At 69.8% G+C, this 18,194-nt stretch carries 13 protein-coding genes; 7 read left to right on the top strand and 6 right to left on the bottom strand.

Features of this window, described 5'->3' with window-relative positions; translation table 11 throughout:
- Positions 1-51: 51 nt before the first annotated feature.
- Entirely contained in the window at positions 52-1,581 is a 1,530-nt protein-coding gene (gene rpsA / locus ACFQ7F_RS38760; protein ID WP_383281700.1) for a 30S ribosomal protein S1, read from the bottom strand.
- A gap of 402 nt (positions 1,582-1,983) precedes the next feature.
- Here rpsA and ACFQ7F_RS38755 point away from each other — a divergent pair, with 402 nt between their 5' ends.
- Entirely contained in the window at positions 1,984-2,814 is an 831-nt protein-coding gene (locus ACFQ7F_RS38755) for a class I SAM-dependent methyltransferase (protein ID WP_383281697.1), read from the top strand.
- Between the two features lie 4 nt (positions 2,815-2,818).
- Positions 2,819-5,392, top strand: coding sequence for an ATP-dependent helicase HrpB (hrpB, locus tag ACFQ7F_RS38750; RefSeq protein ID WP_383281694.1), 2,574 nt, complete (start codon positions 2,819-2,821; stop codon positions 5,390-5,392).
- Here hrpB and ACFQ7F_RS38745 read toward each other — a convergent pair.
- From ACFQ7F_RS38745 to polA, 5 genes are all read right to left on the bottom strand, one after another.
- Positions 5,382-6,374, bottom strand: coding sequence for a DUF3068 domain-containing protein (locus ACFQ7F_RS38745; protein WP_383281691.1), 993 nt, complete (start codon positions 6,372-6,374; stop codon positions 5,382-5,384). The two genes, hrpB and ACFQ7F_RS38745, sit on opposite strands and share 11 nt — an antisense overlap.
- A gap of 14 nt (positions 6,375-6,388) precedes the next feature.
- A complete protein-coding gene (locus tag ACFQ7F_RS38740; RefSeq protein WP_361045215.1) occupies positions 6,389-6,523 on the bottom strand; it encodes an SPW_0924 family protein in 135 nt (44 codons plus the stop codon).
- 204 nt (positions 6,524-6,727) lie between these two features.
- Complete coding sequence (locus ACFQ7F_RS38735) at positions 6,728-8,434, bottom strand: lytic transglycosylase domain-containing protein (RefSeq protein ID WP_383281688.1); 1,707 nt, start codon at positions 8,432-8,434, stop codon at positions 6,728-6,730.
- A gap of 137 nt (positions 8,435-8,571) precedes the next feature.
- Positions 8,572-9,621, bottom strand: coding sequence for a serine hydrolase (locus tag ACFQ7F_RS38730; protein WP_383281685.1), 1,050 nt, complete (start codon positions 9,619-9,621; stop codon positions 8,572-8,574).
- A 231-nt stretch (positions 9,622-9,852) separates the two neighbouring features.
- Complete coding sequence (gene polA / locus ACFQ7F_RS38725; protein WP_383281682.1) at positions 9,853-12,597, bottom strand: DNA polymerase I; 2,745 nt, start codon at positions 12,595-12,597, stop codon at positions 9,853-9,855.
- A gap of 122 nt (positions 12,598-12,719) precedes the next feature.
- Between polA and ACFQ7F_RS38720 the strand changes: the two genes are divergently transcribed.
- From ACFQ7F_RS38720 to ACFQ7F_RS38700, 5 genes are all read left to right on the top strand, one after another.
- Positions 12,720-15,014, top strand: a complete 2,295-nt coding sequence (locus ACFQ7F_RS38720) for an FdhF/YdeP family oxidoreductase (RefSeq protein ID WP_383281679.1) — start codon at positions 12,720-12,722, stop codon at positions 15,012-15,014.
- Positions 15,015-15,060: 46 nt separating this feature from the next.
- Entirely contained in the window at positions 15,061-15,534 is a 474-nt protein-coding gene (locus tag ACFQ7F_RS38715) for a PaaI family thioesterase (protein WP_383281676.1), read from the top strand.
- Between the two features lie 106 nt (positions 15,535-15,640).
- Complete coding sequence (locus ACFQ7F_RS38710) at positions 15,641-16,015, top strand: hypothetical protein (RefSeq protein ID WP_383281673.1); 375 nt, start codon at positions 15,641-15,643, stop codon at positions 16,013-16,015.
- Positions 16,012-16,641 carry a Tat pathway signal sequence domain protein gene (locus ACFQ7F_RS38705; RefSeq protein ID WP_383281670.1) on the top strand — a complete coding sequence of 210 codons (630 nt, stop codon included), beginning with the start codon at positions 16,012-16,014 and terminating at the stop codon, positions 16,639-16,641. Before ACFQ7F_RS38710 ends, ACFQ7F_RS38705 begins: the two co-directional genes overlap by 4 nt.
- Positions 16,642-16,897: 256 nt before the next feature.
- Positions 16,898-18,145 carry a branched-chain amino acid ABC transporter substrate-binding protein gene (locus tag ACFQ7F_RS38700; RefSeq protein ID WP_383281667.1) on the top strand — a complete coding sequence of 416 codons (1,248 nt, stop codon included), beginning with the start codon at positions 16,898-16,900 and terminating at the stop codon, positions 18,143-18,145.
- Positions 18,146-18,194 lie beyond the last annotated feature (49 nt).

Here is an 18,194-nt window from a genome sequence, read left to right as displayed (position 1 = left end):
CACCTAAGGGGTGCGGGCCCGCTTCTCAACTACCTGCTAGGGCAGAGCTGTTCAGCTCTGACCACCCGCAAGCTTCTCGCGCAGAGCGGCAAGCGCCTCGTCCGACGCCAGGGCGCCGGAGTTGTCGTCCGACTCCGAGGAGTACGAACCGCCGCCGCCACCGCCACCGCTGCCACCGGCAGCCGGAGTGCCGGTCGAGGAAGCGGGAGCCGCAGCGCCCTCTGCCTCGGCCTGGGCGTCCGCCTCGCGGGACTTGATGACCTGGGCCTGGTGCTGCTCGAAGCGCGTCTGCGCCTCGGCGTACTGCGTCTCCCAGACCTCACGCTGCGACTCGAAGCCCTCGAGCCAGTCGTTGGTCTCGGGGTCGAAGCCCTCGGGGTAGATGTAGTTGCCTTGGTCGTCGTACGACGCGGCCATGCCGTACAGGGTCGGGTCGAACTCGACGACCGACGGGTCGGCGCCGAAGGCCTCGTTGGCCTGCTTCAGCGAAAGGCTGATGCGGCGACGCTCGAGGTCGATGTCGATGACCTTGACGAAGATCTCGTCGTTGACCTGGACGACCTGCTCCGGGATCTCCACGTGGCGCTCGGCCAGCTCGGAGATGTGGACCAGACCCTCGATGCCCTCGTCGACGCGCACGAACGCACCGAACGGAACGAGCTTGGTGACCTTACCGGGAACAACCTGCCCGATCTGGTGCGTACGGGCGAACTGCTGCCACGGGTCTTCCTGCGTCGCCTTGAGCGACAGGGACACGCGCTCGCGGTCCATGTCCACGTCGAGAACCTCGACGGTGACTTCCTGGCCGACCTCGACAACCTCGGAGGGGTGGTCGATGTGCTTCCAGGAAAGCTCGGAGACGTGCACGAGACCGTCGACGCCACCGAGGTCCACGAACGCACCGAAGTTGACGATCGAGGAAACGACGCCGGAGCGGACCTGGCCCTTCTGCAGGGTCGTGAGGAAGGTCTGGCGGACCTCGCTCTGGGTCTGCTCGAGCCAGGCACGGCGGGACAGGACCACGTTGTTGCGGTTCTTGTCCAGCTCGATGATCTTGGCCTCGAGCTCCTTGCCCACGTAGGGCTGGAGGTCGCGGACGCGGCGCATCTCGACGAGGGAAGCCGGCAGGAAGCCACGGAGGCCGATGTCGAGGATGAGACCACCCTTGACGACCTCGATGACGGTACCGGTGACGATGCCGTCTTCTTCCTTGATCTTCTCGATCGTGCCCCAGGCGCGCTCGTACTGAGCGCGCTTCTTGGACAGGATCAGACGGCCTTCCTTGTCCTCCTTCTGGAGAACCAGGGCCTCGATCTCATCACCGACGGCGACGACCTCATTGGGGTCGACGTCGTGCTTGATGGAAAGCTCGCGAGACGGGATGACGCCTTCGGTCTTGTAACCGATGTCGAGCAGGACCTCGTCCCGGTCGACCTTCACGATGACGCCGTCGACGATGTCGCCGTCGTTGAAGTACTTGATCGTCTCGTCGATCGCGGCGAGGAAGGCTTCCTCGTTACCGATGTCGTTGACCGCTACCTGCGGGGTGGTGGAAGCGGTGGTCTCGGTGCTGCTCGTCATGTGGGTAAGGGCTCCGGTACGGACAGTGAGTCGTAGGTACTGCTAGCGCCGGAACCGATTTCGCACTGAAGAAGCCGGACAGCCTTGGAAGCGCCGATTCCTGAGTTTCCGAAGAAACGGAAAGGCGCCTCGACAACCGAGGGGACATACAACAGATGCGAGCGCATCCCGCTAGGTCTGAGGACGGCAGGCTCGCAGCGCAACTTGTAGCATACGGGGGCAGCCGGACAGGGTCAATGCGCGAAGGCGCACACCCGGGGCGGATCGCCGCATACCCGGCACAAATGCTGTCGCATGAGGCCACACGGGCCGCACCGCGCCCTGTCGCGACGCTTTCCGACCCGCCTCCGCCACTGCCCCGCTGCGACGATCCGTGACAAAGCCAGACGGAAGAGTACGACGATGGAGCCGATCATCCAAGAGTCCGAGCTGCCCGAGACGCCCGAACCGGAAGCCACCCGCCGAGACGCCGATGTCATGGAGAGCAGTCGCGCCAATCGCGGCTGGTGGGACAGGAACGCGGACGACTACCAGATCGAGCACGGCACCTTCCTGGGTGACGACCGGTTCGTGTGGGGTCCCGAAGGACTCGACGAGGTGGAGGCCGAGCTCCTCGGTCCGCCCGAGGAGCTCGAGGGCAAGGACGTCCTGGAGATCGGCGCGGGTGCGGCGCAGTGCTCGCGCTGGCTCGCCGCGCAGGGTGCGCGTCCGGTCGCCCTCGATCTCTCCCACCGGCAGTTGCAGCACGCGCTGCGGATCGGCGGCGGGGTGCCGCTGGTGGAGGCGGACGCGGGGGCCCTGCCGTTCGCGGACGGCAGCTTCGACCTCGTGTGCTCGGCCTACGGAGCGATGCCGTTCGTGGCCGATCCGGTGCGGGTGCTCAAGGACGTGCGCCGCGTGCTGCGGCCCGGCGGCCGGTTCGTGTTCTCGGCGACGCACCCGATGCGCTGGGCCTTCCCCGACGAGCCGGGCCCCGAGGGTCTCTCGGTCGCGGCCTCGTACTTCGACCGCACTCCTTATGTGGAGCAGGACGAAGAGGGAAACGCCGTCTACGTAGAGCACCATCGGACGATCGGCGACCGCGTGCGGGACGTGGTGGCCGGCGGTTTCCGGCTCGTCGACCTGGTGGAGCCCCAGTGGCCCGCGTGGAACACCCAGGAGTGGGGCGGCTGGTCCCCGTTGCGCGGGAATCTGATCCCGGGGACGGCGATCTACGTCTGCGTACGAGACTGAGTGCGTGATCCGTCTCCGTAGCGACGCCCTGGACCTGCCCGTACGCAGCGCGCTGCCCGCGCTGCGCTCCGCTCTGGAGGGGCCGGGAAGCGCCGTGCTGTGCGCGCCTCCCGGTACGGGCAAGACGACGTTGGTTCCGCTGGCGCTCGCGGGGCTTCTCGGGGACTCCCCGGTACGTCGTGTGGTGGTCGCCGAGCCCCGGCGCATCGCCGCTCGGGCCGCCGCGCGGCGGATGGCGTGGCTGCTCGGCGAGAAGGTCGGGGAGAGCGTCGGGTACACGGTGCGCGGCGAGCGTGTGGTGGGCAGGCACGCGCGCGTGGAGGTCGTCACCACGGGTGTCCTGTTGCAGCGTCTGCAGCGGGACCAGGAGTTGACCGGCGTGGACGTGGTGATCATCGACGAGTGCCACGAGCGGCATCTCGACGCCGACACCGTGGCGGCGTTCCTGGTCGACGTGCGGGCCGCGCTCCGTCCCGAACTGCGCCTCGTGGCCGCGTCCGCGACCACGGACGCGGAGGGCTGGGCGCGGATCCTCGGGGACGCTCCCGTGGTCGAGGCGCACGGCACCTCGCACCCCGTCGAGGTCGTCTGGGCGCCGCCGGTGCGCCCCGTGCGGCCTCCGCACGGGATGCGGGTGGATCCGGCGCTGCTCACCCATGTGGCGTCGGTGGTACGGCGTGCGCTCGCCGAACGTGAGGGGGACGTCCTGTGCTTCCTGCCCGGGGTCGGTGAGATCGCGCGCGTGGCGGGTCAGCTGGGGGACGCGCCCGCGGAGGTCCTGCAGGTGCACGGGCGTGCGCCTGCCACGGTGCAGGACGCGGTGCTCGCGGGCTCGGCGGGAGGCGCTCGGCGGGTGGTCCTCGCGACGTCGGTGGCGGAGTCGTCCCTGACGGTGCCCGGGGTGCGGGTCGTCGTCGACGCGGGGCTCGCGCGTGAGCCGCGCGTGGACCACGCGCGCGGGCTGAGCGCGCTGACGACGGTACGGGCTTCGCAGGCGGCGGGGCGGCAGCGGGCCGGTCGCGCCGGACGTGAGGCACCGGGGGCCGTGTACCGGTGCTGGGCGGAGGCGGAGGACGCCCGTCTGCCGCGCTTCCCGGCGCCGGAGATCAAGCTGGCGGACCTGGCCGCGTTCGCCCTGCAGACGGCCTGCTGGGGGGACCCTGACGCCTCCGGTCTCGCGCTGCTCGATCCGCCGCCGGGTGGTGCGATGGCGGCGGCCCGGGACGTGCTGACTGCGGTCGGGGCGGTTTCCCCGGGGTCGGGGCGGGTCACCGAGCGGGGCTCGCGGATGGCGCGGGTCGGGCTGCACCCCCGCCTGGCGCGCGCCCTGCTCGACGCGGTTCCCCTCGTGGGGGCGCGCCGTGCGGCTGAGGTGGTGGCCCTCCTCAGCGAGGAGCCGCCGCGTGAGTACGGGGACGACCTCGCGGCGGCGTGGCGCACTGCCCGGCGGGGCGGGGACGGGTACGCGGCGCGGTGGCGCACGGAGGTGCGGCGCCTTGCCGCTGCCGCTGAGGCCTCGGGGGGTTCGTCGCCCACGCTTCCGGCGCGGGATCTCTCCCACCCGCCCACTCGAAACCCCGAAACGGACATCGGCAGCGAAGAACACGTCGCCGGGCTCGTTGCCGCGCTCGCCTTTCCCGAGCGGGTCGCCCAGGCGCGTGGGGACGGGTCGTATCTCATGTTGAACGGGACCCGGGCCGAGGTGCGGACGGGGTCCGCCCTGACCGGTGCGGAGTGGATCACCGTGGCCGTGGCCGACCGGCCTGTGGGCGCCGGGCACGCGCGCGTGCTGCTCGGTGGACACATCGACGGGGACGTGGCCCGGAGCGCGGCCGCGTCTCTGTACAGCGAGGGGGACGAGGTCGCCTGGGCCGACGGGGATCTCGTCGCGCGGCACGTCGAGCGCCTCGGGGCCGTGGAGCTCGCGGTGCGGCCCCTCAAGAAGCCCGCCCCCGGACTCGTACGAGAAGGGCTGTTGGCGGGGCTCAGGGAGGAAGGGACGGCGCTGCTGCACTGGTCCCAGGGCGCCGGGGAGCTGCGGGAGCGGCTCGCCTTTCTGCACCAGCATCTGGGGGCTCCCTGGCCCGACGTGTCCGAGAGCGCCCTGCACGCGCGCGTGGACGAGTGGTTGGAGCCCGAGTTGTCGAAGGCGCGGCGCCGGGCCGACCTGCGGCGCATCGACGCGGGGCAGGCACTGAACCGGCTCCTGCCGTGGGCCACCGGCGAAGCCACCCGCCTCGACGCGCTCGCCCCGGAGCGGGTGACGGTGCCCAGTGGCTCCCGGATCCGGATCGACTACTCCGACCCCGAACAGCCCGTGCTCGCCGTGAAGTTGCAGGAGATGTTCGGGCTCGCCGAGACCCCTCGTATCGCGGACGGCGGCGTGCCCGTCCTCGTGCATCTGCTCTCCCCCGCCGGACGCCCGGCCGCCGTCACCGCCGATCTCGCCTCCTTCTGGCGGGACGGCTACCGGGCCGTGCGGGCCGAGCTGCGCGGGCGGTATCCGAAGCATCCGTGGCCGGAGGATCCGGCGGCGGTTCAGGCGACGCGGTTCACCAACGCGCGGCTCAGGCGTTGACCGGTTCCGGTTCGGGGGCCGCCGTGGCCTCCGGTTCGCCGGGCCTGCGGCTGCGGGCCTCGAGCCAGAGGGAGAGGGCCAGCAGGAGCAGGCCGAGGCCCAGGAAGCCCCAGGGGAGATAGGACGTCAGGAGGAGGACCAGGACGCGCTGGGACTTCACCAGGTCGACGGTGTCCTTGATGTAGTCCTCGCGCATCTTCACGTGGCCTGCGAAGACCGTGACCTTGTCGCGGTCGCCGAGGAGTGTGCCGCCGCGCAGCTCGTTCTTCTGGATCTCCTCGCCGTAGACGGGCGCCCCGGTGGTCGGCTCGACCCAGAATTTGCGGACGGTCGTGTACCAGCGCGTCGTGCCCGTCTTGTCGAGGGACTCCGGGGTGATGCCCTTGATGGGCATCGTCTTGGGCATGGGGACCTTGGTCCAGGGGATGATCTGCTCGAAGTAGTAGACCTCCAGGCCGCGGAAGGTCTGGATGCCCTTGTAGTGGATGGGTTTCGTGACGCGGGCCTGGGCGTCGAAGTACTCGTAGTCCCGCTTCTCGGTCAGGAAGGGCCACTTGAACTCGAGGCCCTCGCGCTTGACCGCGTCGCCGTCGACCATCTCGCCCTTCGCGTGCACCGGTTCCTGGCTGTGCGCGTCGAAGATGTAGCGCTCGGGGACCTTGGAGACCATCTTGCCGTCGGGCCCCTGGACGTAGGAGAGGGCGTCCCAGACGACGACGTCGCGGTCCGCACTCTTCTCGATCTTCTCCGAGGCCTCCACGTTGCCCTTGAGCGTCTGCACGACGGTGACCTTGGAGACCTTCTTGGCCCGCATGGTGCCGTAGTCGACGAGGGTCGGGTTCTTCGCCTCGAGGACCGCCTCCTGGTACTGGCTCGGCGGGATCTTGGCGAGGCGCGGGAAGGCGTACCAGCGCATGAGCGGGGACATCGCCGTGAAGAACACGGCGAAGGCGAGCAGGATCAGGCTGGCCTTGCGGCGCATCGCGGCTGCCCTCCCTACGGGTGCTTGGGGACGGTGGTGAGCAGGGGCTCGGGCGATGTCTCGCCGGGCGGGGCCCCCATCGCCGTGATCGTCAGGACCAGGGCGAAGGCGACGGCAAGACCGGTCGCGGCGGCGATGAGAGCGCGCATGCGGATCCTCCCGAGGCGGGAAAACTGAGGGAACGGACGAACGGACCGTGAACTGACTGAGCGTCAGGGCGGCAGGGCTGGGGCACCGTAGCAACGCGGCGGCCAGATGAGAACACGTTGCACACACACGAACGCCCCTGCGCCGGGCGGGCGCAGGGGCGTTGTGTGCGGACGTGCGTGCGGGGCGCGGGACGCGCCGTGCGGCTAGGCCGCGGGCGCCGCCACCTTCAGTTCGACCGTGAGCGTCGCGCCGCCCGCGGTGGTGATGCGGAGCAGGTACGTGCCCGCGTCGTCGTCGGCGTACATCTTGGGGAGCTTGAGCACGCCGTGCGCGTCCGTCTTCAGGGCCTTGAGGGTGCGGACCGGCTTGCCGTCCGCGTCCTTGAAGTACGGACCCTTGTCGTTGGCCGTGGCATCGGTCGCCGACTTGATCATGGTGGCGGTGGCCGCGACACGGTCGGCGGCCTCTCCCTTGTACGTCGCCTTGACCTCGACCTGGTCGGCGAACTCCTTGCCCGGCTCGCAGGTCAGCGCCTTGTCGCTGGTCCTGGCCAGCTTGTCGGCCTGCCGCGCGGTGACCGTCGCCGTGTAGTCGAGGCCGGGCAGCGAGCGGCCGACGACCTTGGCCCGGACCGTGAACTCACCCGTCTTCTCGCCCGCCTCGATCACCGGGGCGGTGGCCTTGCCCGCGGCGCTCGTGGTGACGGTGGCGCTGGTGGCGCCGCCCGGGAAGCGCGCGTCGGTGTCACCGACGATCGAGAACTTCACCTTGGCCTTGGCCACGCCCGAGCCCGACGCGGACTCTGTGCGCACCTCGACGCGCTCGGCGAAGGCATCGCCCGCCGTCGCGGTGAGCTTGCCGGTGCCGGCGTCCTCCAGGCTCGCGACCCGGTCGGTGGGCGAGGGGCTGGGCTTCGGGGGCTTCGGGGTCTCGGAGCCGCCACCGTTGCTCGGCGGCTTGGTCGGCGACGAGCTGCCGCCGCCGTTGCCGGGCTCGGAGGGCTTGTTGTCGCCTGGCTTGGGCGGCTTCGGCGAGGGTGAATCGGACGCCGGGGGCGTCGTACTCGGGCTCGGACCCGTGCTCGGGCCGTTGCTGTCGCTCCGGTCGCGCGGCAGGTCGCCCGTGCCGTCGGGGATCTCCTGGACGCCCTTGCGGTAGTGCTCCAGCCACGTCAGGACCGTGTTCAGGTAGTCCGTCGAGCGGTTGTAGCTGAGGATCGCCTTGTGCAGATCGGCCTCGACGGACAGGTCGCGGTCATTCGCGCAGAGGTAGCTTCCCGCGGCGAGCGCGGCGTCGTAGATGTTGTTCGGGTCCGTCTTGCCGTCCGCGTTGCCGTCCTGCGCCCAGGTGTCCCACGTCGAGGGGATGAACTGCATGGGGCCGACCGCGCGGTCGTGCGTCTTGTCATTGTCGTACGCGCCGTTGTCGGTGTCGGTGATCTTCGCGAAGCCGTTGCCGTCGAGAACCGGGCCGAGGATCGGTGCGATCGTCGTGCCGTTCGCGTCCACGCGACCGCCACGTGCCTGGCCCGACTCGACCTTGCCTATCGCGGCGAGCAGCTGCCAGGGGAGGTTGCAGCCCGGCTTGGAGGTGGCCAGGGACGCCTCGGCCTTCTTGTACGCGTCGAGGACGGTGGCCGGGATGTCCGATTCGGTTACGTCGCTGCCGCCGTCGGGCGCTCCGGTCGGCGGGACCGGGGTCTTCAGGTCCGGCAGTTCGGTGTAGTAGGGGGAGTTGCCGGTCGCGGAGTCCTCGGGTGACTGCGTGGCTTCGGACGCACCCGCCCGCTCGTCGCGTGGGACGTCCGTCACGCCCGGGGCCTGGGACGCCGCCAGCGCCGCCACCGCTGCCGCGGCCACCGCGGTGGTCACCGCTCCCCTGCGCAACCGCCTGCCGAATACCGCCGCCATGACTGTGGACCCCTCCCCTTGACGACTGTGCGTGTCGCCGCCCGCTCTGTTGTGCTCCCCGTTGTGCTCCCCAGCGGGCCGACTCAGGCGACACTACGACAACTTGCGGCGCCCAGACACCCGTTCGTGCCCGATTTTCACCGGTTGGCCGTGTCCTGTTCGGGCGGGGCCTCGGGTGCGGCGTCGTCGGAGCCCTCGGGCGGGGCGTCGGACGGTACCGAGCCGTCGGGCACTTCGCTGATCTCGTTCTCCGGGGTCAGCTCCTGCCCCACGGAGCGGCCCTTGTTGAGCGCGCGGTGCACGGCCTGGGCAACGCGTTCGATGGTACGGACTCCGTACTTCATCGTGGGGTTGTCGTGCGAGAGGACGACGATGCGGTAGATGCGGTTGCGGTCCTTCGTTGTCGGCTTCTTCGTTGTCGCCTTCGCTGTCGCCGTTGCGGTGAACGCGCCGATGCGGTGCACCCGCCAGCCGTGCGTGGACCGGGAAAGCCAGCCGTTCTTGAGATAGGCCTTGGTGCCGCGCGGCATTCCGGCGGGCACACCCCAGCGCTGGTCGCGCCGCACCTCGTTCAACTGCTTCAGGCCGTACGCGCGTGAGCTCCGGCTCAGCAGGGCGCGGGACCTGGCCCCGGTGAGGACGCCGAGGAGGCGGAGTTGGTCGGCAGCGGAGGTGCGGGTCAGGCCCCACAGGCCGTACGGGTTGAGCGTGGTGGCGGTGGTGCCCGCGCGGCCCAGGAAGCGGGCGACGTAGGGCTGACCCAGGTCGTTCCAGAGGCGCCGGGCCGCTGTGTTGTCCGAGCGGATGATCATGGGGCGAATTCGGCGGCGCTCCCAGGCGGTGAGTCCGCGGCCCCAGTCCTGTGCGCGGCGGAGGACCGCCTCCATGATCATGACCTTGACGATGCTGGCGGTGTCATAGCGGTGGCTGCTGCCGAGGGCACAGCTCACGCCGGTGGCGGGGTCGTGGACGGCCACGGAGACGGTGCCCCGCCGGGCCGCCAGGACGGCACGGATGTCGCGGGAGAGCTGGACGGCGAGGGCGGGGTCGCTGCGGGCCGTGCAGGAGGCCGCGCGTTGCGCCGCGCTGGCTTGGGCTGCGGTTGCGGTTGCGGGGAGGGGTGCGAGGAGGGGCGTGACCAGTGCCGTGGCTATCGCTATTCGGCACTTTCGCAGGTGAAGAGCCATGCGGTCATCGTGGCCGGGGCGCCTTTGCGGGGCTCGGGGGCGGGGGCCACGTGGGTGAGGGCGGGAGCTTTCCCCCAACCCCGCCCCTTGCCGAAACCACGGGGCTCCGCCCCCGGACCCCCGTACAAGATGTCCTCAATCGCCGGACGGGCTAGATACTTTTAGCCCGTCCGGCAATTGAGGACGAACTCGGCGAAGCCGGTGATAACGGCACGCTCAAGCCCGACGCAGTCAGTGCGCCGCCGACTCCCAGTCCGCCCCCACGCCCACCGAGACATCCAGCGGAGCCCGCAGCGACGCCGCGCCCGCCATCGCGTGGCGGACGATCTCCTCCACCTTGGCGCGCTCGCCCGGAGCGATCTCCAGGACGATTTCGTCGTGGACCTGGAGCAGCATGCGGGAGTCGAGCTTCGCCTCCGTCAGTGCGCGGTGCACGTTCAGCATGGCGATCTTGACGATGTCCGCTGCCGTGCCCTGGATGGGCGCGTTCAGGGCCATCCGCTCGGCCATCTCACGGCGCTGGCGGTTGTCGCTGTTGAGGTCGGGGAGATACCGGCGGCGGCCCAGCATCGTCTCCGTGTAGCCCGTCGCGCGGGCCTCGTCGACGGCTCGGCGCAGGTAGTCGCGCACGCCGCCGAACCGCTCGAAGTACGTGTCCATCAGCGCACGGGCCTCGCCGGCCTCGATGTTCAGCTGCTGGGAGAGGCCGAACGCGGAGAGGCCGTACGCGAGGCCGTACGACATGGCCTTGATCTTGCGGCGCATCTCGGCGTCGACGGCGGAGCCCTCCACGCCGAACACCTGGGACGCCACGGTCGTGTGCAGGTCCTCACCCGACGCGAACGCCTCAAGGAGGCCCTCGTCCTCGGAGAGGTGGGCCATCACGCGCAGTTCGATCTGGCTGTAGTCCGCGGTCATCAGGGACTCGAAGCCCTCGCCGACCACGAAGCCGCGGCGGATCGCCCGGCCCTCGTCCGTGCGGACCGGGATGTTCTGCAGGTTCGGTTCGGTGGAGGACAGGCGGCCCGTCGCCGCGACCGTCTGGTTGAACGTGGTGTGGATGCGGCCGTCCGCGGCGATCGCCTTGATCAGGCCCTCGACCGTGACGCGCAGCTTCGCCTGCTCGCGGTGGCGCAGCATGATGACCGGCAGTTCGTTCTCGGTCTGGGCCGCGAGCCAGGCCAGGGCGTCCGCGTCCGTGGTGTAGCCGGTCTTGGTCTTCTTCGTCTTGGGGAGGTTCAGCTCGCCGAAGAGGACTTCCTGGAGCTGCTTGGGCGAGCCGAGGTTGAACTCGTGGCCCGCCGCCTCGTGCGCCTCCTTCACCGCCTGCTGCACCGCGCCCGCGAACTGCTGCTCCATCGCCTCCAGATGGGCGCGGTCCGCCGCGATGCCGTGCCGCTCCAGGCGGGCCAGGAGGGTGGACGTCGGCAGTTCGATGTCCGTCAGGAGATCGCCCGCGCCGACCTCCTTCAGCTTCTCGCCGAAGGCCGTGCCCAGGTCGAGGATCGTGCGGGCCTGCGACATCAGCGCGTCGGCCTCGGCCCGGTCGTCCTCTTCCTCCGTACCGAAGGCGAGCTGTCCTTCGGGCGCCGAAGCGGGGGCCAGCTCACGGCCCAGGTACTCCAGGGACAGGGCGTCCAGGGCGAAGGAGCGGCGGCCCGGCTTGACCAGGTACGCGGCGAGCGCCGTGTCCATGCCGACGCCGTCCACGGTCCAGCCGTGCTCCGGGAAGACCCGCATCGTGGCCTTGGCGTTGTGCAGGACCTTGGGCTTCTTCGGGTCGGCGATCCAGGCCGCGAAAGCGTTCTCGTCGGCCTCGTCAAGGCGGGACGGGTCGAACCAGGCCGCGGCTCCCCCGGCCGCCGCGAGGGCCACCTCGGTCACCGAGCCCGTGCCGAGCTGCCAGGTGTCGACCGTGGCCACGCCGAGGACGGCCTTGCCGTGCTCGGCGAGCCACGGCGCGAGCTCGCCCGCGCCGAGCACCGAGCCGTCCAGCTCCACACCCGGCTCGGCCGGGGTCTCCTCGGCCTCCTCCGCCCCGGGGTCGACGGCCAGGAGGCGCTCGCGCAGCGAGGGGTTGCGGATCTCCAGGGTGTCCAGGACGAGGGCGAGGGCCGTGCGGTCGTACGGAGCGCGCTCCAGGTCGGTGACCACCTTGGGGAGCTCGACGTCGCGCACCATCTCCGTGAGGCGGCGGTTGAGCTTCACCGCGTCCAGGTGGTCGCGGAAGCTCTGCCCGGCCTTGCCCTTGACCTCTTCGGCGCGCTCGACGAGGTCCGCGAAGGAGCCGAACTGGTTGATCCACTTCGCGGCGGTCTTCTCGCCGACGCCGGGGATGCCGGGGAGGTTGTCCGACGGGTCGCCGCGCAGAGCCGCGAAGTCGGGATACTGGCTGGGTGTGAGGCCGTACTTCTCCTCGACCTTGTCCGGTGTGAAGCGCGTCAGCTCGGAGACGCCCTTCGTGGGATACAGCACCGTCACGTGGTCGGTGATCAGCTGGAACGAGTCGCGGTCGCCGGTGACGATCAGGACGTCGAAGCCGGCCTCCTCAGCCTGGGTGGCGAGCGTGGCGATGACGTCGTCCGCCTCGAAGCCGTCCACCGCGAACCGCACCGCGTTCATCGCGTCGAGCACCTCGCCGATCAGCTCGACCTGCCCCTTGAACTCGTCCGGGGTCTTGGAGCGGTTCGCCTTGTACTCGGGGAACTCCGAGGAGCGCCACGTCTTGCGCGAGACGTCGAAGGCCACCGCGAAGTGCGTGGGCGCCTCGTCGCGCAGGGTGTTCGCCAGCATCGACGCGAAGCCGTAGATCGCGTTCGTCGGCTGGCCCGTCGCGGTCGTGAAGTTCTCCGCGGGCAGCGCGAAGAACGCCCGGTAGGCCAGGGAGTGCCCGTCCATGAGGAGCAGGCGCGGACGCTGCTCGCCACTCGGCTTCGTCGCGGTCTCGGACTTCTTCTTCGCTGCTTTTTCTGCCACGTCCCCGATCCTGTCACGCCCCACTGACACTCAGGCCCAACCCTTACCCGCGGCCGCGCTGTCACTGTCGCGTGGGAGGATCGGAGACGTACCTCACGCACGTGCTCGAAGGAGAGCCGACCATGGCAAGGAAGTCGCCCAAGGGTGATCCGGTCCAGGACGCACCGCAGGTCGCCGAGGTGCAGCACGCCGCGGCGGGTCTTCCCGCCATCGGGCACACGCTGCGCATGGCCCAGCAGCAGATGGGTGTGCGCCGCACGGCGCTGACCCTGCTGCGGGTCAATCAGAAGGACGGCTTCGACTGCCCCGGCTGCGCCTGGCCCGAGCCGGAGCACCGGCACAAGGCGGAGTTCTGCGAGAACGGCGCGAAGGCGGTCGCCGAGGAAGCCACCCTGCGCCGCGTCACCCCCGACTTCTTCGCCGCGCACCCCGTGGCCGACCTCGCGACGCGCAGTGGGTACTGGCTGGGTCAGCAGGGCCGCCTCACCCACCCGATGTATCTGGCGGAGGGCGCCGAGGGCTACGAACCCGTCTCCTGGGAGCGGGCCTTCGACATCATCGGCGAGGAACTGGCCGCCCTGGACAGCCCGGACGAGTCCGTCTACTACACCTCGGGCCGCACCAGCAACGAAGCGGCGTTCCTGTACCAACTGTTCGCCCGCGAGCTGGGCACGAACAATCTGCCCGACTGTTCGAACATGTGCCATGAGTCGTCCGGCTCCGCCCTCACGGAGACCATCGGGATCGGCAAGGGCAGCGTCCTCCTCGAGGACCTGTACAAGTCGGATCTGATCATCGTCGCGGGGCAGAACCCGGGCACGAACCATCCGCGCATGCTCTCCGCCCTGGAGCAGGCGAAGAACAACGGCGCGAAGATCATCACGGTCAATCCGCTGCCCGAGGCGGGCCTGGAGCGCTTCAAGAACCCGCAGACCCCGGTGGGCATGCTCAAGGGCACCGCCCTCACCGACCTCTTCCTGCAGATCCGCCTCGGCGGCGACCAGGCCCTGTTCCGTCTCCTCAACAAGCTCATCCTCGACACGGACGGCGCGGTCGACGAGGAGTTCGTCCGTGAGCACACCCATGGGTACGAGGAGTTCACCGAGGCCGCGCGCACAGCCGACTGGGACGAGACCCTCGCGGCCACGGGGCTCGAGCGCGAGCGCATCGAGGAAGCCCTCGCCATGGTCCTCGCCTCCAAGCGCACCGTCGTGTGCTGGGCGATGGGCCTGACCCAGCACAAGCACGCCGTGCCGACCATCCGCGAGGTCGTCAACTTCCTTCTGCTGCGCGGCAACATCGGCCGCCCCGGCGCGGGCGTGTGCCCGGTGCGCGGCCACTCGAACGTGCAGGGCGACCGCACGATGGGCATCTTCGAGCGGCCCGCACCGGCCTTCCTCGACGCCCTGGAGAAGGAGTTCGGCTTCGCGCCGCCGCGCGAGCACGGCCTGGACGTCGTCCGCGCGATCAAGGCACTGCGGGACGGCGAGGCGAAGGTGTTCTTCGCGATGGGCGGCAACTTCGTGGCGGCGTCGCCCGACACGGAGGTGACGGAGGCGGCGATGCGCAAGGCGCGCCTGACCGTCCACGTGTCGACGAAGCTGAACCGCTCGCACGCCGTCACGGGCGCGCGGGCGCTGATCCTGCCGACGCTCGGCCGCACCGAGCGGGACCTCCAGGTCGGCCCGAACGGGAAAAGCACAGAGCAGTTCGTGACCGTCGAGGACTCCATGGGCATGGTGCACGCCTCGCGCGGCCGTCTGGAGCCCGCGAGCCCGCAGCTGCTCTCCGAGCCGGCCATCGTGTGCCGCCTCGCCCGCCGCGTCCTCGGCCCCGGATCGGCCACGCCCTGGGAGGAGTTCGAGAAGGACTACGCCACGGTGCGCGACCGCATCGCGCGCGTGATCCCCGGCTTCGAGGACTTCAACGCCAGGGTGGCCGACCCCGCGGGCTTCGCCCTGCCGCACGCCCCGCGCGACGAGCGCCGCTTCCCCACGGCCACCGGCAAGGCCAACTTCACCGCGGCCCCTGTCGAGTTCCCCGCCCTGCCGAAGGGGCGTCTTCTGCTGCAGACGCTGCGCTCGCACGACCAGTACAACACCACGATCTACGGCCTCGACGACCGCTATCGGGGCATCAAGAACGGCCGCAGGGTCGTCCTGGTCAACCCCGACGACGCCCGCGAGCTGAGCCTCGCCGAAGGGTCGTACGCCGACCTCGTCAGCGAGTGGAAGGACGGCGTCGAGCGGCGCGCGCCCGGCTTCAGGATCGTGCACTATCCGACGGCCCGGGGCTGCGCGGCGGCGTACTACCCGGAGACGAACGTCCTGATCCCGCTGGACGCGACGGCCGACACGAGCAACACCCCCGCCAGCAAGTCTGTCGTCGTCCGCCTGGAACAATCGGGAACCGACTGAGCGTTCGCTCAGCGACAGGTGAGGACGACGGACGGAGCAGGGCCCCATGGGCGAGCAGCACAGCGTGAAGTTCCCGCAAGAGGTCATCGACGAGTACGCGGCGCTCGGCGTTGACCTGCCCGCCCTCTTCTCCGCGGGCGACCTCGGCACCCGTATGGGCGTCCAGATCGTCGAGGCCTCCGCGGACCGTGTCGTCGGCACCATGCCGGTCGAGGGCAACACCCAGCCGTACGGCCTGCTGCACGGCGGCGCGTCCGCCGTGCTCGCCGAGACCCTCGGCTCGGTCGGCTCGATGCTGCACGGCGGGAGCAAGAAGCTCGCCGTCGGCGTCGACCTGAACTGCACGCACCACCGGGGCGCGCGTTCGGGCCTGGTCACCGGCGTGGCGACGCCCGTGCACCGGGGCCGCTCGACGGCGACGTACGAGATCGTCATCACCGATGAGCAGGACAAGCGGGTGTGCACCGCGCGGCTGACCTGCCTGCTGCGCGACGTGGAGCCCAACGGCTCCGCCGGATAAGGCGGTTGAGGGCGGGCGCACCCCACCACGGACCGGGCTCGCCCCACACCGACCCGGCCCCGCCCACGCATTGTCGGAGCGTGGGGCCCCGGTCTAGCGTCCTTGCATGAGGCACCGGAAACCGCTCTGTGCGCTCGCCTTCGCCACCCTCCTCGCCGCCACCGGATGCGGGAGCTCCCCTTCCGCCGACTCTCCCGAGCCCTCCCCCACCACCACATCGCCCGAGGACCTCTGCACGGCCCTGATCACCAAATGGGGACGGCAGATCTACGACTCGGGCAAGGAGACCTACGGCGACTACCAGTCGATGGGCCTCTCCAACGGGCAGTACATGATCCTTCGGGACACCCTCGACCTGGCCCGCGCCGAGCGCGGGCGCCAAGGAGCCGACGCCGGGCGGAAGTTGATCGCCCGGGAGGCCCGCGAGCGGTGCGAGAAGCGCTACCGCCACGGTGAGCCGAGCGGCGGGCCGTGGGTGTGAACGCCATCGGCCCCATCGAGCCCGGCGACAACACCTACGAAGCCGAGGCCGACGCCAACGCCGCGGACCAGGTCGTCGGACGCGCCCCGCGGCCCCGCCCGCTTCTCACCCGTCACCGCCGCACCGCCCTGGCCCTGGCCACGGCCGCGGCCGTCGGGGCCACCGGACTCACCCTCTACCTGACCCGCCCCCGGCCCCCGGCACCCCCGCCGCCGCTCTATCCGTCGCAGACCGTGTCTGTGGCGTACCGGGGCGAGATGACGCACCCGAAGGCCGGCGATCGCACGTTCAGCTTCACCGTCAGCGTCAGCCAGGACTCGGGGCCGCCGGTGTCCGTCAGACGGATCGCCCAGCCGACAACAGCACTTTCGGTCGCCGTCACCCCTCTTACCCCATTCACGGTGAAAACCGGAAGCCCTCGTACAGCACGAATCACGATGCACATTCGCGAATGTGGAAATGTGCAGCGGAATGCCGGACTCCCTTTCCTGATCGTAACACTGCGTAATGTGCGCGCAATGCAGATACAGAGCTTCATCCTCGGCTCGGCGTACGCAAAAGATCTTTCCGAGGCCCTGACAGCCGCATGCCCTCCGAACACTGATGTCATGAGTGAAACACCCTGACAGTCCTGCAAGTTCTCAGCATGCGGGATGCGCCGAAGATGGCGCATTACGCCCCAACCACCCCTCGAGTTCCAGCTCGGAATACTCCGTGGCATAACAAGAGCGTCACACCTTTGCCCGGACTACTCCACCAGGAACAAAGCGCCCCTTAGAGTCACGGCCAGTCACCGCGCCCACCGGATTCCTGTCAGTTCGGTTTCTGCGCTCGACTCGGCCACCCAACAGGGCACGGCCGTGCCAGGGGAAAGGACTGATCGTGCGTCAACGTTCGCTCATAGCCATCACCGCTGCACTCACCGCGGGGGCACTCACCCTCACCGCCTGTGGCTCACGCGACGACAAGGACAAGGACGATGCCGGGGGCGGCGGCACCACCGTGGTCATCGGCGTCGACGCGCCGCTGACCGGCGACCTGTCCGCGCTGGGCCTCGGCATCCGCAACTCCGTGGATCTCGCCGCCAAGCAGGCCAACGAGAAAAAGTACGTCGACGGCATCACCTTCAAGGTGGAGTCCGCCGACGACCAGGGACAGCCCGCGTCGGGCCAGACCAACGCGACCAAGTTCGTCGCGAACAAGGAAATCCTCGGCGCCGTCGGCCCCCTGAACTCCTCCGTCGGCGAGTCGATGCAGAAGGTCTTCGACGACGCGAAGCTCGTCCAGGTCTCCCCCGCCAACACCAACCCGGCCATGACCCAGGGCCAGGACTGGAACGGCGGCAAGAAGGTCCGCCCGTACAAGGCCTACTTCCGTACCGCCACCACGGACGCCATCCAGGGCCCGTTCGCCGCGCAGTACCTGTTCAACAAGGCGAAGAAGAAGAAGGTCTTCGTCGTCGACGACAAGAAGACCTACGGTGCCGGCCTGGCCGCCACCTTCAAGGGCGAGTTCACCAAGCTCGGCGGCAAGGTCGCAGGCACCGAGCACGTGAACCCGGACACCAAGGACTTCGGCGCCGTCGCCACGAAGATCAAGAACTCCGACGCGGACGTCGTCTACTACGGCGGCGAGTACCCCGCCGCAGGACCGCTCAGCAAGCAGATGAAGAAGGCAGGTGCCAAGATCCCGCTCGTCGGCGGTGACGGCATCTACAGCGCCGACTTCGTCAAGCTCGCAGGCGCGGAGGGCAAGGGCGACTTCGCCACCTCCGTCGGCCAGCCCGTCGAGGAACTGCCGTCCGCCAAGGAGTTCATCGCGAACTACAAGAAGGCCGGCTACAAGGAGGCCTACGAGGCCTACGGCGGCTACTCGTACGACTCGGCCTGGGCGATCATCGAAGCAGTCAAGAAGGTCGTCGACGCCAACGACGGCAAGGTGCCCGACGACGCGCGCGCCAAGATCGTCGAGGCCATGCAGGGCGTCTCGTTCGACGGTGTGACCGGCAAGGTCTCCTTCGACAAGTACGGCGACGCCACCAACAAGCAACTCACCGTGTACCAGGTGAAGTCCACCGAGGACCCGGCCAAGGGCTGGAAGCCGGTCGAATCCGGCACGTTCACCGGCTGATCAACCCCGCAGCCCACGACACCCCCGCGCGGGGCGCTGCTCCTGACAG

Source organism: Streptomyces sp. NPDC056486 (genome assembly GCF_042795295.1).
Lineage (GTDB): Bacteria > Actinomycetota > Actinomycetes > Streptomycetales > Streptomycetaceae > Streptomyces.
This window is presented reverse-complemented; position numbering and strand designations above follow the sequence as displayed.

What these genes read in the sequence shown, in the direction of transcription:
- ACFQ7F_RS38740 (WP_361045215.1), bottom strand. Translation starts at nt 6,523, where the DNA reads ATGCGCGCTCTCATCGCCGCCGCGACCGGTCTTGCCGTCGCCTTCGCC.
- ACFQ7F_RS38715 (WP_383281676.1), top strand. Translation starts at nt 15,061, where the DNA reads ATGGGCGAGCAGCACAGCGTGAAGTTCCCGCAAGAGGTCATCGACGAG.
- ACFQ7F_RS38730 (WP_383281685.1), bottom strand. Translation starts at nt 9,621, where the DNA reads ATGGCTCTTCACCTGCGAAAGTGCCGAATAGCGATAGCCACGGCACTG.
- ACFQ7F_RS38720 (WP_383281679.1), top strand. Translation starts at nt 12,720, where the DNA reads ATGGCAAGGAAGTCGCCCAAGGGTGATCCGGTCCAGGACGCACCGCAG.
- ACFQ7F_RS38735 (WP_383281688.1), bottom strand. Translation starts at nt 8,434, where the DNA reads ATGGCGGCGGTATTCGGCAGGCGGTTGCGCAGGGGAGCGGTGACCACC.
- ACFQ7F_RS38755 (WP_383281697.1), top strand. Translation starts at nt 1,984, where the DNA reads ATGGAGCCGATCATCCAAGAGTCCGAGCTGCCCGAGACGCCCGAACCG.
- rpsA (WP_383281700.1), bottom strand. Translation starts at nt 1,581, where the DNA reads ATGACGAGCAGCACCGAGACCACCGCTTCCACCACCCCGCAGGTAGCG.
- ACFQ7F_RS38710 (WP_383281673.1), top strand. Translation starts at nt 15,641, where the DNA reads ATGAGGCACCGGAAACCGCTCTGTGCGCTCGCCTTCGCCACCCTCCTC.
- ACFQ7F_RS38745 (WP_383281691.1), bottom strand. Translation starts at nt 6,374, where the DNA reads ATGCGCCGCAAGGCCAGCCTGATCCTGCTCGCCTTCGCCGTGTTCTTC.